Source organism: Niveispirillum sp. (genome assembly GCF_017996735.1).
Taxonomy (GTDB): domain Bacteria; phylum Pseudomonadota; class Alphaproteobacteria; order Azospirillales; family Azospirillaceae; genus Niveispirillum.
In genome coordinates, this window is the sequence record NZ_JAGOGJ010000070.1 from 20,803 (window position 1) to 34,200 (window position 13,398).

Sequence of the window (13,398 nt, forward strand, 5' to 3'; positions counted from 1 at the left end):
TCGACAATCCTGGCGCGCAGACTATCTGGCGGTGCGGGGCCGGGCGCGGTCGGGCCGCGTGATTGTCCGCAAGGCGGTCACGCCGGCGGGCAGGCTTGGCGCGACCAGGGGGACATGATGTGTTCCGCGTCGGATTGAACAGGGGCCGGGAACCGGGCGATGCCGTCTACCCTTTATGACAAGCTGTGGAACAGCCATGTGGTGGCGCAGGAAGAGGGCGGGATCAGCCTTCTTTATATCGACCGCGCCATGCTGCATGAGGTCAGCAGCCCGCAGGCCTTCGCCGCCCTGCGGGAAAAGGGGCTGAAGGTCCGCAATACCGGTGCCTTCCTGGCCGTGGCCGATCATTCGATTCCCACCCGCCACCGGGACCGGCCCATCGCCGATCCGCAGGCCCGCGCGCAGGTGGAGCTGCTGGCCCGCAACGCTCATGATTTCGGTATCGATATGATTGGCCTGGATGATCCGCGGCAGGGGATCGTTCACGTTACGGGGCCGGAACAAGGCTTTACTTTGCCGGGTTTGACGCTGGTTTGTGGGGACAGCCACACCGCCACCCATGGCGCCTTTGGCACGCTGGCCTTCGGCATCGGGTCGGGTGAATGTGAAAGCGTGCTGGCGACCCAGGTTCTGCGCCTGACCAAGGCCAAGACCCTGCGCGTCACCGTCCATGGCGACCTGCCGCCCGGCGTGGGGGCCAAGGATATCATCCTGGCCGTGGTGGGAAAGCTGGGCAGCAACGGCGCCATCGGCCATGCCATCGAATATACCGGTCACGCCATCCGTGCCCTGTCCATGGAAGGGCGCATGACCCTGTGCAACATGAGCATCGAGGCCGGGTCCCGCACCGGCCTGGTGGCGCCGGACGAGGTCACCTTCGCCTGGCTGAAGGGCCGGCCCCTGGCCCCGCAGGGGGCCGATTGGGATGATGCCGTGGCCTATTGGCGCACATTGCCCAGCGATGCGGGCGCGGTCTTCGATCGGGAGATCGAGATCGATGCCACAAAGCTGGTGCCGCAGGTCAGTTGGGGCACCAGCCCGGATCAGGTGGCCGATGTGACGGGCCGTGTGCCCGACCCCGCCGGGGCCGGCGATGCAGAGATGGCGGCCAAGATGGCCAAGGCTCTGTCCTATATGGGCCTGACGCCGGGCATGGCGGTTCGCGACATCGTCATCGGCCATGTCTTCATCGGGTCCTGTACCAATGGCCGGATCGAGGATCTGCGCATCGCCGCCCGCATCCTGAAGGATCGCCGCGTGGCCGTGGGGGTACAGGCGCTGGTAGTGCCCGGGTCGAAGGCGGTGAAGAGCCAGGCCGAGGCGGAGGGGCTGGACGCCATTTTCCGGGCCGCCGGCTTTGACTGGCGCGAGCCGGGCTGTTCGCTGTGCGTGGCCATGAATGATGACCGGCTGCCGCCCGATGCCCGCTGCGCCAGCACATCAAACCGCAATTTCGAGGGGCGGCAGGGTCAGGGCGCGCGCACCCACCTGATGGGCCCGGCCATGGCGGCGGCCTCTGCCATCGCCGGCCATATCGCCGACCCGCGCGACTACCTTGGGGAGGCCTGATCCATGCAGCCCTTTACCACTTTGACCGCCATCGTCGCCCCGCTGGAGGAGGCGGATATCGATACGGACATCATCTATCCCGCCCGCTTCCTGACCATTACGGAGAAGAAGGGGTTGGGGCGGTACGCCTTCCATGACCGCCGCTATGATGGGCAGGGACGGGAGGTGGCGGGTTTTGTCCTGAACCGCGACCCCTGGCGCCATGCCGGCATCCTGGTCGCCGGCCCCAATTTCGGCTGCGGCTCCTCTCGCGAACAGGCGCCCTGGGCCATCTTGGATCTGGGCATACGCTGCATCATCGCGCCCAGCTTTGGCGAGATTTTCCGTGGCAACTGCTATCGCAACGGCATGCTGCCGGTGACGGTGGGGGAGGCGGATCACGCCGCCCTGCTGTCCGATGCCGGCGCCGGGGCCAGCCTGGATGTCGATCTGAATGCCCGCACCATCACAAGGCCCGACGGTTCCACCATCGCTATCCCCATTGAAGACGGCAAGCGTGACGCCCTGCTGAATGGCTGGGACGAAGTGATGGGCATCCTGAACCTTTATGCCGGCACCATCGACCGGTACGAGCAGGATCGCCGCGCGCGCCTGCCCTGGCTCAACCGCTGAACCTTACCCTTCCGCCTTGACCCCTGAACAGGGTCAAGGCGGCCCTCAAGCGCCGGGCGGCGGCATCTGCCGCCTTGGCTTACGCGCACATGGGTGCGCGGGTGCTCAACGCACCAACCAACCGAAGGTGAGTCAAGCTCACCTCCGGTTGGTATTGCAACCATCAGGCAGAGAACATCATGGCCAATCCCATCCTTCGCCAGAAGCTGGCTTCCCGGCAGTTCATCACCGCCCCCGGTATTCAGGACATGATCGCCGCCGTCGTCGCCAACAAGGTCGGTTTCGACATCGTTTATGGCAGCGGTTACTGGACGGTTGCGTCGGCCTATGGGCTGCCCGATGCCGGTATCGCGTCGGTGACGCAGATGGTCGATCGCATGGCGACCCTGGTCCGCACCTGCAACGCCGCCGTGGTGGCTGATGCGGATACGGGTTTCGGCGGGCTGCTGAACGTGCATCACACGGTCCAGGCCTATGAACAGGCCGGCATCACCGCCATCCAGATCGAGGATCAGGAATTCCCCAAGAAGTGCGGCCATACGCCGGGCAAGCGCGTGGTCCCTGCCGAGGAAATGGCCGACAAGATCCGCGTCGCGGTCGAGGCGCGGCGGGATGAGAATTTCCTGATCATCGCCCGCACCGACGCACGGCAGAGCGAGGGGCTGGAAGGGGTTCTGCACCGTATGAAGCTCTATGCCGAAGCCGGCGCGGACATCCTGTTCCCCGAGGCGCTGACCAGCGATGAGGAAGCCCGCATCGTCACGGCCTCGCTGGACAAGCCGATGATGGCCAATATGGCCGATGGCGGCCTGACTCCTATCCGCGACGCCAAGACCCTGGAAAGCCTGGGCTATTCCATGGCCATCTTCCCGGCCATGACCAGCCTGGCGGCGGCGGCGGCCATGGAGGCGGCGTTGCTGAACCTGAAGCAGACGGGCACCAGCCTGTCGCCCGATGTGCCTTTGTTCAATTTCAAGGAATTCTGCTCCCTGATCGGGTTCGAGGATGTATGGGCCTTCGACAAGAAGTGGGCGAGGTGACAAGTCTGAAGCCGGCTGATTCCAGAAAAACATAAGATTTCGGCGGCGTGGGGCGATGCCACGACGGCATGTCCGGTACCGTCTCCCCGTAATGACCTTCTGCTTGCGGTCTTTAACCACGACACATCGGGAATAATGGCTTCGGCGGGATCGCCGCCGCAGCGCGCAGGCACGGATACAATCGGTCAAGTATTCTGACCGATTGTATCCGTTGATGATATGTGGGGTTTGTTTGTGGATACTGCCCAAAAATACCATGATGATTTACTTTTAGTTTTCTTTGTTTTCAATAAAATTTTAAATTGATTTTGATTCAATCAGACTCGTTTGGAACCCGAACCCTATCCAGAAGAATATTATAAACAGTTGGATAGTGATTTCATCTTACCTGCACTTTGATAGGCGGGCATGCTGCATCTTGTTCGGGAGGATGTTCTCGGTAGGTGAGCTATACATACGTGGGGAGGCTAATGATGATATTCGGCTTGCAGAGGAAAAACGACGACGCCGGGCAGATTCTGGCCGCCCTTGACCGTTCCCAGGCAGTGATCTCGTTTAAACCGGACGGCACAATCCTGAATGCGAACCAGAATTTTCTGGATGCGGTCGGTTATACGTTGATGGAAATCCAAGGGCAGCATCACAGCCTGTTCGTGGAACCGGACGAACGGAACAGCCGCCAATATACGGCCTTCTGGGACACGTTGCGCCGTGGCGAATATCAGGCCCGGCAGTTCAAGCGTATCGGAAAAGGGGGCAAGGTCATCTGGATCGAAGCTTCCTACAACCCGATCCTGGACGCGGATGGCCGTGTGACAAAAGTGGTCAAATATGCCACCGACATCACCGCCAAGACCCTGGAAAATGCGGATATGAAAGGCCAGATGGAGGCCATCCGTAAATCTCAGGCCGTCATCGAATTCACTCTTGAAGGCAACATCCTCTGGGCCAATGACAATTTCCTGAGGACGCTTGGTTATCGGCTGGATGAGATCAAGGGCCAGCACCATAGCCTGTTTGTGGACGCTGCCGAACGGAACAGCCGCGAGTATGCGGCCTTCTGGGAGGCGCTGCGCCGGGGTGAATATCAGGCCCGGCAGTTCAGGCGCATCGGCAAGGGGGGCAAGGTCATCTGGATCGAAGCCTCCTACAACCCGATCCTGGATCCCTCCGGCCGGCCGATCAAGGTGGTGAAATACGCCACCGACATTACCGGCCAGATCGACATGCTGACCAACTTGAAGGGTTTGATTGATCGGAACTTCAGGGATATCGACCACGCTGTTGATCATTCGAGCCAGGAGGCATCCTCTGCCAGTTCAGCGGCCAACCAGACATCGGCCGCCGTTCAGATGATGGCATCCAGCGCAGAGGAACTGGCCGCTTCCATCAGCGAGATATCACAAAGCATGGCGCAGTCGCGCGGAGCCACGGATGGCGCCGTCGAGGTCACAAGCCGCGCCGATCAGGCTGCCCGTCGCCTGGATGACGTGGCCCGGTCGATGGAAGGCGTCGTCGATGTCATTCGCACGATTGCCGGCCAGATCAACCTGCTGGCCTTGAACGCCACCATCGAGGCGGCGCGGGCCGGGGATGCCGGGCGTGGCTTCGCCGTGGTGGCAACAGAGGTGAAGAATCTCGCCAATCAGTCGGCGGGGGCCACACAGAAAATCTCCAAAGAGATTTCGGGCATCCAGTCCTTGTCCGGCGACATGGTAGCCGCCTTGCAGGAAATCCGCGCCGCCGTGGGAAATGTCCGGGAATATGTCGTGGCCACCGCTTCGGCTGTGGAGGAACAGAGCGCCGTCACGCGGGACATGTCCGCCAGCATGCAAACGACCGCTGCGGCCGTGGAAACGGTGACCCGCAATCTGACGGCCATCAATGACTGTATCGGCAAAGTCACGGGGGCGGTGACCACCACGAAGGAAGCCGCGCGCATCCTGGCACGTTGAGGTCACCTATCCGCCTGTTGGACAAGGGCGCAGGCTTCGTGCGACCGCCGGTCAACAACATTGGCACTATCCCGTGGAGAAAATCCGCAACGGGGGGCCGTGCCAATGGAAAAAGGGGTGCCGATCCGGGCCATCAGCCGGGCCATCGCAGCGCTGAAGGCGATCAACCGGCAGGGCTCGCTGACCATGATGGAAATCGCCCGGTCGGCGGAGGTGCCCTATCCCACCGCCTGCCGTCTGGTGCAGACCCTGGTCTATGAAGGGCTGGTGGAGCAGGAACCGGACCGCAAACGCTACCGCCCCACGGCCATGGTGCAGTCGCTGGCCTATGGGTTCCAGGATGATGACCGGCTGGTGGAAATCGCGCGGCCGCATATCGTCTCGCTGACACGCCGCATCGGCTGGCCCATCTCCATCGCGTCGCGCGTTGGCCGCAACATGATGCTGCGCGACAGCACGCATGCCAACACGGCCCTGACCTTTGAACGCTATTATCCCGGCTTCACCCTGCCCGTGCTGGACAGCGCGTCGGGCAAGCTGTCCATGGCCTATACCCCGGATGAGGAGCGGGAAACCCTGCTGCGCTGGATGAAGGTGTCGCAGGAGGTGGACCCCGAATATCTGAAGGCCGCCCGTGCCGCCCTGAATGTCGAGCGTATCCGGTCACAGGGTTATGCGGTCCAGGGCCGCAATCATCACAACCTGACGCCCGGCAAGACCGCGTCCATCGCGGTTCCCATCTTCCTGGGCGAGCATTTCAAGGCGGCGATGACGGTGATCTTCTTTGCCTCGGCCATGAAGCCGGAGGCGGCGCTGGACCGGTATCTGGACGATCTGAAAGGCACCGCCGACATGATCAGCGCCGAACTGACACAGGCGGCGGCGCTTAATCAGAAGTGATGGGGGCTGTCGGACTTGGGGCCCTCACCCTCCCATTGGCTGGCGCCAACGGGCCCCTCCCTCTCCCACTTTTGTGGGCGAGGGGTGGAAATTGGCGTTTTGCTTCATTCTGCCCCTCGCCCGCCTGCGGGAGAGGGAGGGGCCCGCCCGCATCAGCGGGTGGGAGGGTGAGGGAACAACGCTTCACCCCACCCCCCAAAAAATCACTTCCCCTGCGCCACCAGCGTCACCGGCTTCACCAGTCCGCGCAGCAGGGTGTTGGGCAGATAGGCATTGTCCCAATCGACAGTCTTCGGCGGGTTCGGTCCCATGCGGAGCGCAATCAGGCCGGTCTTGCGGGAGACAAAAACCGTCTGGTTGCCATTGCCGTCGAACAGGAACAGGTCCTTGTCCAGATAGGGTTCGGAATGCAGCACCTTCGGCCCCGGCGCGCCCGGTGCCCCGAAGCCACGGCGTTCGACATAGGGGCCGGCAACCCACAGCCCCAGGCCGTAATGCTGGTTCTGCGCCGTGGCGGTCGCCATTTCCTGGACATAGCCCTTGGGCAGCAGGTGCTTGCCCCCAACCATGCCATCATCCAGCAGCAGCCTGGCCAGATGCAGCCAGGCGCGGGCCGGCAGCATCATGCAGCAGCCGGAATGGGCCAGCCCGCCGGGCCGGTTCACCCAGACCTCACCGCCTGGCGCCCCGGTCGGGATCAGCAGCTCGGTGCCGACGAATTCCGCATAGCGCCGGCCCGTCGCCCGCTCGATCACCAGGGCCACCAGTTCCGACGTCGCGTTGGAATAGCCGTAGCGTGTGCCCGGCGCGTCGGTCAGGGGGTAATCCTTGACGATATAGGTGCCGTGATCGACCGACAGATAGGCCTGGTTCCAGGGATGGTTGGGGTCGGCATTGAACCCCTGTTCCAGGAAGCCGGTGCGCATGTCCAGCAGGTGGCGGATCAGCATCGCCTCCTTCGGCGTGCCCTTCCATTCGGTGATGAAGTCGGAAACGCTCTGGTCCAGCGACTTGATCTTGCCCATTGCGATGGCCCGGCCCACCACCATGGCCGTCATCGGCTTGGATAAGGATTTGGATGCCAGCGGCGTATCGGCATTGGTGCCCGTGAAATAGGTTTCGTCCTGCACCTTGCCATCATGCCAGACGATGAAGGCCTGGGCGCCGCTGGCCTGCGCATAGGTGCGGGCGGCGGTCAGCGCGTCGGGCTTGATGCTGGTCCGGCCGGGCTGGGCGGCGGGCAGGGCGGTGGGCGCACCGGCCACCGGTTCGCGCGGCTGATACAGCGTCTCCATCGGGCCGCCGGCGGTCAGGATGGCCAGGCGTTGCGCATAGATCGCGTCGGCGTCCGTCTGCGCCATCGCGGTGCCGGACGTGGCCAGGGCCAGAAGGGTGGTCAACCAGAAAGACGCGTGCCGCATGCCAAAGCCTTCCATTATCCGTTGATCCTGAACGAAAAAGACCGCGGTGTCGAAGGATCGGCGCCGCGGTCAGTTTTCGGGAACTCAGTGCTCGCGATGCGGAGAACCGCCGGTCGCATCTTGACCATAGGTATGTATCCGTGCGTCCGACAGGACAGGGGGATGGTTTATCCACCCTGTGGCCAGATAGCCCCCCCCGTATCGACGGACCAACCGGCATGCGCCCAAATACCAACATGCGGATCGCCCGTTTTGACTTGGGAGCGGTTCCAATAATGGTTCTGCATGGAGGCATGAACAGTCATGGCATTTGTCGGAAAGAAATATCGCCGTCCTTCGGGACACGCCATCATTCCGGCCATCCTGGCCTCCCTGCTGTTGTCGAACGTTCCCGCCGCCCTGGCCCAGTCCACGCCGGACAAGGGTGAGCGTCTGTTCCTGCGTTGCCGTACCTGTCACGAGGTCGCGGCCGGCAGGCCCAACAAGGTCGGCCCCAACCTGCACGGTTTCTGGGGCAAGCCGGCCGGTCATGTCGACGGGTTCAAATATTCGGACGCCCTGCGCAACAGCGGCGTCGTCTGGGACGAGAAGACGCTGGATGTCTGGCTGACGCACCCGACCACGCTGGTCGGCGGCACGACCATGGCCTTCATCGGTCTGCCGGACAAGGCCGACCGGGACGCCCTGATCGCCTACCTGCAAAAAGCCACCAACTGACATCCCCACCCGCATAAACAGAAAGGCATTTCCCATGATCCGAACGCAGGTGGTGATCGCCGGCGCCGGCCCTGTCGGCACGGTCGCGGCCTATTATCTGGCCCTTCAGGGTATCGACGTGCTGGTGCTGGAAGCCGGCCCGGACTGTGCGCATGATCTGCGCGCCTCCACCTTCCATCCGCCCACGCTGGAAATGCTGGACGAACTGGAAATCACGCCCTTCCTGCTGGAAAAGGGTCTGAAGGCCCCGATCTATCATTATCGCGACCGGCGCACGGGTCAGGTGGTGGAATTCGACCTGGGCGAACTGGCCGACATGACCCGTTACCCGTTTCGCCTGCAATGCGAACAGTACCATCTGGCCCGCGCGCTTGCGGAAAAGCTCGAGGCGCATCCCAAGGCGCAGGTGAAGTTCAGCAGTCGCCTAGTCTATGTGAACCAGGACGAGACGGGTGTGGATCTGGCCTATGAAACGCCGTTCGCCATCGAGAAGGTGCGCGCCGACTGGCTGATCGGGGCCGATGGCGCCAATTCGGCCGTGCGCAAATGGCTGGGCATCGGGTTCGAGGGTTTCACCTATCCGGAAAAGTTCCTGTGCCTGTCCACGGCGGAACCGCTGGAAGATTATTTCCCGAACCTGGCGCATGTGAACTATGTCGCCGATCCGGAGGAATGGCTGGTGCTGCTGCGGGTGCCGTCGGTCTGGCGCATCCTGCTGCCGGCCACGGCCGACAGTTCCGATGCCGATCTGGTGTCGGATGAGAACCGCGACCGTGTGTTCCAGCGCCTGATCGGCAAGACCGGCGTCAAGACCTATCACCGCACCATCTACCGCATGCATCAGCGCGTGGCGGAAAGCTTCCGCCAGGGCCGCGCCTTCCTGGTGGGCGACAGCGCCCATCTGAACAACCCGCTGGGCGGGTTCGGCATGAATAGCGGCATCCATGATGCCTTCAACCTGTGCCGGCGCCTGACCGGGATTATCAAGAATGGCGAGGATAAGGGCACTCTGGATCAGTTCAGCCGCCAGCGGCGGGGTGCTGCCCGCAGCTTCGTCCAGGCGCAGACCATCCAGACCATGGAAATGATGAAGGAAGGCCACGCCTCGGCCCAGGAAAAGCGCCGGGACGAGATGCTGGCCATCCGCAGCGACCCGGAAAAGCGCCGGCAGTTCCTGTTGCGTCAGGCCATGTTCCAGAGCCTGGCCGACGCCGCCGCGATTGACTGACCGCACCCATTGAAAGGGGTCCATCATGCAGAGTGAAGGCAAGGACAGCCGGGGCTGGCGCAAGGTGTTCGGCGTGCTGGGTCCCAGCACGAACACGACGGTGCAGCCCGATTATGACGATATGCGCCCGGCCGGCGTGACCAATCATTACAGCCGGATCATCGTACCCAACGCCCAGGCAATCAGCAACGAAACCTTCCTGGCCGGCACGCAGGCCATCGCCGACAATACGGTCGATGCCGTGAAGGCCGTGATGACCTGCGACCCGGACTATCTGGTCATGGGCATGTCGGCCATCACCTTCTATGGCGGGGCGGAAGGGGCGGCGAAGTTCCGCCGCCAGATACGGGAAATCAGCGGTCTGTATCTCTCCACCGGGTCGGAATCGCTGGCCGCCGCCATTGCCGCCTATGGCGGGGTGAAGAAGGTGGCGTTCGTGTCGCCCTATTACCCGGTGGCGAACGAGCAGGTCCGCAATTTCCTGTCCGATTACGGGTATGAGACGGTGCGCGACGTGCCGCTGCAATGCCCGTCCTGGACCTCCATCGCGCGGGTCGGCACCGACCGGCTGCGCGAGGTGCTGAAACAACTGGATGGCGATGATGTCGACGCCATCCTGCAGGTCGGCACCAACCTGTCGATGGTCAAGCTGGCGGCCGCTGCCGAAATGTGGCTGGGCAAGCCGGTGATCGCCATCAACACGGCGACCTACTGGCATGCGCTGCGCGCCAACGGCATTCAGGACAAGGTCTACGGCTTCGGCCGCCTGCTGGAGGAATTCTGAGCCATGCTGTCCTATGATTATGTGCCGCTGCCCAAGCGCGGTCCCCTGCGCTGGCCCGATGGCAAGAAGGTCGCGCTGATCCTGACCTTCAATCTGGAAACCTGGGACCTGACGAAGGATACGGACAAGCCGTATTATGCCGGCGGCCCGGCCATCCTGCCCGACGTTCTGCCCGGCGATACGCCCGACTTCCCCAATTTCACCTGGCGTGAATATGGGCAGCGGGTGGGCATCTGGCGGCTGTATGACCTGTTCGATGAAATGGGCGTCAAGGCAAGCTGCACCACCAACGCCGTCACCTTTGAACGGCGCAAGGCGATGGTCGATGCCTGCCTGGAACGCGGCTGGGAATTGCTGGCCCATAATTATGAACAGGGCGAGCTGCTGACCAATTTCGCCAAGGACCCAGCCAGGGAACGCGACATCATCCTGCGGTCGATCGAGATGTATGAGCGGCATGTGGGCCGCCGGCCGCTGGGCTGGCTGTCCTCCTCGCTGCGCGGCACCTTGAACACGGCGGGCATCCTGGCCGAACAGGGTTTCCTGTTCTATTGCGACATCATGAATGATGACCAGCCCTATCCGTTGCAGACGGAGAACGGGCCGCTGGTGTCGGTGCCCTATTCCAACGAAATCAACGATTTCACGCTGCTGACCCGTCGCAACCTGACCACCGATGCCTTCCGCGACACGCTGATCGAGGAATTGTCGGTTCTGCGTCAGGAAGGGGCGAAGACGGCGCGGTTGATGAATGTGGGCCTGCACCCGCATGTCACGGGCCGCGCCTATCGTATCCGCGGCCTGCGGGAGTTCCTGGAATATGCCAAGAGCCTGGACGATGTCTGGTGGCCGACGCGTGAGGAACTGGCTCGCTGGTATCTGGCCAACAGCGAAGGCCATATACCGGGCTGATCCCCGACATTCCGGGCATGATCCCCGTGCCGCGCGGTGCGGGGGTCAGCGGTTGCGGTCGTACCGGCCGCCATGCGTGGCGATGGCGACATGTTCTCGTTCTGCCGGATGGTGCTTTTCAACGGCGGCGACAGGCTTCGCCGGCTCCGGTTCCGGGGTGGTCAGCGACGGAATGCAGATCAGGACGGCCACCAGCAGGGCCGAGATGATGATGGCGGCACCGCAGGTTTCCTCCTGCGTGGTCTCCTTTTTCTCATAGGTGGGCATGGCGCCTCTCCCCCTTGCGGTTGATGATCCATGGATGCCGGCAACGGCACCCCTGTTTCTGCAACAACGCACAAGGGCGATTGTTGCAGCGGTGCCCGTGACCTCTGTCCTTTTCCGGGCAACCTCTCCGCTCCCTGCCTGTTCAGCCTGCGGTACCGGTTCCAGACCGGGCATGACGCGGGAGGCGGGGGCATGGCCAGTATCATCGGCGGCAATAATGCGGAAGCGCTGAACGGCGGCGCGGATGGCGACTTTATCCATGGTGGCGGCGGCAATGACACGCTGCGCGGCGGGGCCGGCAACGACACGCTGACGGGCGGTGACGGCTGGGACCTGTTGTTCGGCGATGAGGGGGACGACACGCTGATCGGCGGGTCGTTCGACACCCTGACCGGCGGTCCCGGCCGTGACCTTTTTGTGCCCCGCGCCGAAAGCCCGTCCTATTTTGCCTTTGAAAGCCGCATCACCGATTTCACCATCGGCGAGGATCGGATCGACCTGTCGGCGACCGGCATCACCAATATGGAGATGGCCCGCCTGTTCCTGACCGACCTGGGTGATGGCGATACGCTGTTCCAGTTGCGGGCCAGCAATGGCCACGCGTCCCTGATCATCAACCAGCCCCTGGCCAGCCTGGGTGCGTCGGACTTCGTCTTCGCCACCGATGCCGGCCCGCGTTCCCTGCTGGGTGGCGGCGGGCCGGATGATCTTGTGGGCGGCAGTTTCAACGACACGCTGGACGGCGGGCTGGGGGATGATTTCCTGGCCGGCGGTGCCAGTGCAGACCGGCTGATCCTGCGTGGCGGGCGGGACGATGCGCTGGGCGGGGCGGGGGCCGATATCTTCGCGGTGGAGCCGGCGGGGGGCTTCAGTTTCCACCGCATCCTGGATTTTACGCCGGCTACGGACAAGATCGACCTGACCGGCTATGGCATCGGAAGCTGGAACGCCGTCAGCTTCCTGTTCAATTCCGACTATAATGGCACGGGCAGTTCCGCCATCAACCTGATGCGCGGCGGGCAGACGACGCTGGTGTTCGACGGGGTGGACCGGTCGCGCATCGTGCCGGCCGATTTTATCTTCGCCACCGTTACCACACCGCTGGAACTGTATGGCGGGTCGATGACCGACCTGTTCGGTGGCCGGGCCAATGACCGTCTGTATGGCAGCACCTTTGCCGAGCGCATGTTCGGCGAACAGGGTGACGACACGATCCATTCCGGCGGCGGACAGGATACGATGTCGGGGGGCCTGGGCCGCGATGTGTTTGTGCTGGCCGGGCTGGACCAGCCCGCCGCTACCACCATCGTGGATTTTCAGCAGGGGCTGGACCGGATCGACCTGTCGGCCATGGGCATCGCCAGCTTCGACATGCTGCGCACCATCATGGGGTTAAGCCCGCCCGGCGGGAACAGTTTCAAGGTCGGCAACACACAATTGAGCCTGACCTTCCCGCGTGACCGGCTGACGGCGGCGGATTTTATCTTTGCCGCGGACCAGCCGGGGCGGCAACTGGTCTCCGCCGGGGGCAATGGCGGGCTGATCGGGGCGTCGGGCAACGACACGCTGATCGGCGGCGGTGTCTCCGAACAATTGCTGGGCGGTGATGGCGATGATGTGCTGATGGACCGGGGCAGCCCCACCTATACCGGCAACAGCGATACCATGGTCGGCGGGGCCGGCCGCGACACGTTCATCATCACCTATCTGGACGGGCGCGATGTCATCACCGATTTCACGCCGGGCAGCGACCGGCTGGACCTGTCGGTCCTGGGGATCGGCAGTTTCGAGACGTTCCTGCTGCTGGCGGAATCGGCGCGCGTTGGCGGGGTGGCCACCACCTATATCCGGTCGGACCTGGCCTGGGACCGGGGTGGGGGGATCGCGCTGCGCACCGACCGGGGCAGATCGGGCCAGGGGATGTGATCCTGGCCAGCCAGACCGCACCGGTGAACCGGGAGGCGACGGATGTCGCCACCGATCTGTTCGGCGG

At 63.3% G+C, this 13,398-nt stretch carries 12 protein-coding genes; 10 read left to right on the forward strand and 2 right to left on the reverse strand.

The features are described 5' to 3' along the window. Positions 1 to 159: 159 nt before the first annotated feature. From leuC to KBA48_RS20015, 5 genes are all read left to right on the forward strand, one after another. The gene (leuC, locus tag KBA48_RS19995) at positions 160 to 1,569 is read left to right on the forward strand and encodes a 3-isopropylmalate dehydratase large subunit (RefSeq protein ID WP_292909630.1); all 1,410 of its coding nucleotides are present in this window, start codon (positions 160 to 162) and stop codon (positions 1,567 to 1,569) included. A gap of 3 nt (positions 1,570 to 1,572) precedes the next feature. Beyond that, positions 1,573 to 2,181, forward strand: coding sequence for a 3-isopropylmalate dehydratase small subunit (gene leuD, locus KBA48_RS20000; RefSeq protein WP_292909632.1), 609 nt, complete (start codon positions 1,573 to 1,575; stop codon positions 2,179 to 2,181). A gap of 179 nt (positions 2,182 to 2,360) precedes the next feature. After that, complete coding sequence (locus KBA48_RS20005) at positions 2,361 to 3,221, forward strand: isocitrate lyase/PEP mutase family protein (RefSeq protein ID WP_292909634.1); 861 nt, start codon at positions 2,361 to 2,363, stop codon at positions 3,219 to 3,221. 473 nt (positions 3,222 to 3,694) lie between these two features. Further along, positions 3,695 to 5,176: a PAS domain S-box protein gene (locus tag KBA48_RS20010; protein WP_367273854.1), complete on the forward strand. Its 1,482-nt coding sequence runs from the start codon at positions 3,695 to 3,697 to the stop codon at positions 5,174 to 5,176. 117 nt (positions 5,177 to 5,293) lie between these two features. Further along, a complete protein-coding gene (locus KBA48_RS20015; RefSeq protein ID WP_292909638.1) occupies positions 5,294 to 6,076 on the forward strand; it encodes a helix-turn-helix domain-containing protein in 783 nt (260 codons plus the stop codon). Between the two features lie 203 nt (positions 6,077 to 6,279). Here KBA48_RS20015 and KBA48_RS20020 read toward each other — a convergent pair whose 3' ends face one another. Next, on the reverse strand, positions 6,280 to 7,497 hold the full coding sequence (locus KBA48_RS20020) for a serine hydrolase (protein WP_292909640.1): 1,218 nt from the start codon (positions 7,495 to 7,497) through the stop codon (positions 6,280 to 6,282). Positions 7,498 to 7,800: 303 nt separating this feature from the next. Here KBA48_RS20020 and KBA48_RS20025 point away from each other — a divergent pair, with 303 nt between their 5' ends. The 4 genes from KBA48_RS20025 to KBA48_RS20040 are packed head-to-tail and all read left to right on the forward strand — an operon-like array spanning position 7,801 to position 11,138. Then, positions 7,801 to 8,214 (forward strand): cytochrome c family protein, encoded by a 414-nt coding sequence (locus tag KBA48_RS20025; RefSeq protein WP_292909642.1) that lies wholly within the window; start codon positions 7,801 to 7,803, stop codon positions 8,212 to 8,214. Positions 8,215 to 8,248: 34 nt separating this feature from the next. Beyond that, positions 8,249 to 9,442 (forward strand): NAD(P)/FAD-dependent oxidoreductase, encoded by a 1,194-nt coding sequence (locus KBA48_RS20030; protein ID WP_292909644.1) that lies wholly within the window; start codon positions 8,249 to 8,251, stop codon positions 9,440 to 9,442. A 25-nt stretch (positions 9,443 to 9,467) separates the two neighbouring features. After that, positions 9,468 to 10,226: an arylmalonate decarboxylase gene (locus KBA48_RS20035; RefSeq protein ID WP_292909646.1), complete on the forward strand. Its 759-nt coding sequence runs from the start codon at positions 9,468 to 9,470 to the stop codon at positions 10,224 to 10,226. Between the two features lie 3 nt (positions 10,227 to 10,229). Beyond that, positions 10,230 to 11,138 (forward strand): polysaccharide deacetylase family protein, encoded by a 909-nt coding sequence (locus tag KBA48_RS20040; RefSeq protein ID WP_292909648.1) that lies wholly within the window; start codon positions 10,230 to 10,232, stop codon positions 11,136 to 11,138. A 45-nt stretch (positions 11,139 to 11,183) separates the two neighbouring features. Here KBA48_RS20040 and KBA48_RS20045 read toward each other — a convergent pair whose 3' ends face one another. Then, positions 11,184 to 11,405 carry a hypothetical protein gene (locus tag KBA48_RS20045; protein ID WP_292909650.1) on the reverse strand — a complete coding sequence of 74 codons (222 nt, stop codon included), beginning with the start codon at positions 11,403 to 11,405 and terminating at the stop codon, positions 11,184 to 11,186. Positions 11,406 to 11,597: 192 nt separating this feature from the next. Between KBA48_RS20045 and KBA48_RS20050 the strand changes: the two genes are divergently transcribed. Further along, positions 11,598 to 13,331, forward strand: a complete 1,734-nt coding sequence (locus tag KBA48_RS20050; RefSeq protein WP_292909652.1) for a hypothetical protein — start codon at positions 11,598 to 11,600, stop codon at positions 13,329 to 13,331. The last annotated feature ends 67 nt before the right edge of the window (positions 13,332 to 13,398 follow it).

Coding starts and splice junctions, on each gene's coding strand:
- leuC (WP_292909630.1), top strand. CDS start 160: ATGCCGTCTACCCTTTATGACAAGCTGTGGAACAGCCATGTGGTGGCG.
- leuD (WP_292909632.1), top strand. CDS start 1,573: ATGCAGCCCTTTACCACTTTGACCGCCATCGTCGCCCCGCTGGAGGAG.
- KBA48_RS20005 (WP_292909634.1), top strand. CDS start 2,361: ATGGCCAATCCCATCCTTCGCCAGAAGCTGGCTTCCCGGCAGTTCATC.
- KBA48_RS20010 (WP_367273854.1), top strand. CDS start 3,695: ATGATATTCGGCTTGCAGAGGAAAAACGACGACGCCGGGCAGATTCTG.
- KBA48_RS20020 (WP_292909640.1), bottom strand. CDS start 7,497: ATGCGGCACGCGTCTTTCTGGTTGACCACCCTTCTGGCCCTGGCCACG.
- KBA48_RS20025 (WP_292909642.1), top strand. CDS start 7,801: ATGGCATTTGTCGGAAAGAAATATCGCCGTCCTTCGGGACACGCCATC.
- KBA48_RS20030 (WP_292909644.1), top strand. CDS start 8,249: ATGATCCGAACGCAGGTGGTGATCGCCGGCGCCGGCCCTGTCGGCACG.
- KBA48_RS20035 (WP_292909646.1), top strand. CDS start 9,468: ATGCAGAGTGAAGGCAAGGACAGCCGGGGCTGGCGCAAGGTGTTCGGC.
- KBA48_RS20040 (WP_292909648.1), top strand. CDS start 10,230: ATGCTGTCCTATGATTATGTGCCGCTGCCCAAGCGCGGTCCCCTGCGC.
- KBA48_RS20045 (WP_292909650.1), bottom strand. CDS start 11,405: ATGCCCACCTATGAGAAAAAGGAGACCACGCAGGAGGAAACCTGCGGT.
- KBA48_RS20050 (WP_292909652.1), top strand. CDS start 11,598: ATGGCCAGTATCATCGGCGGCAATAATGCGGAAGCGCTGAACGGCGGC.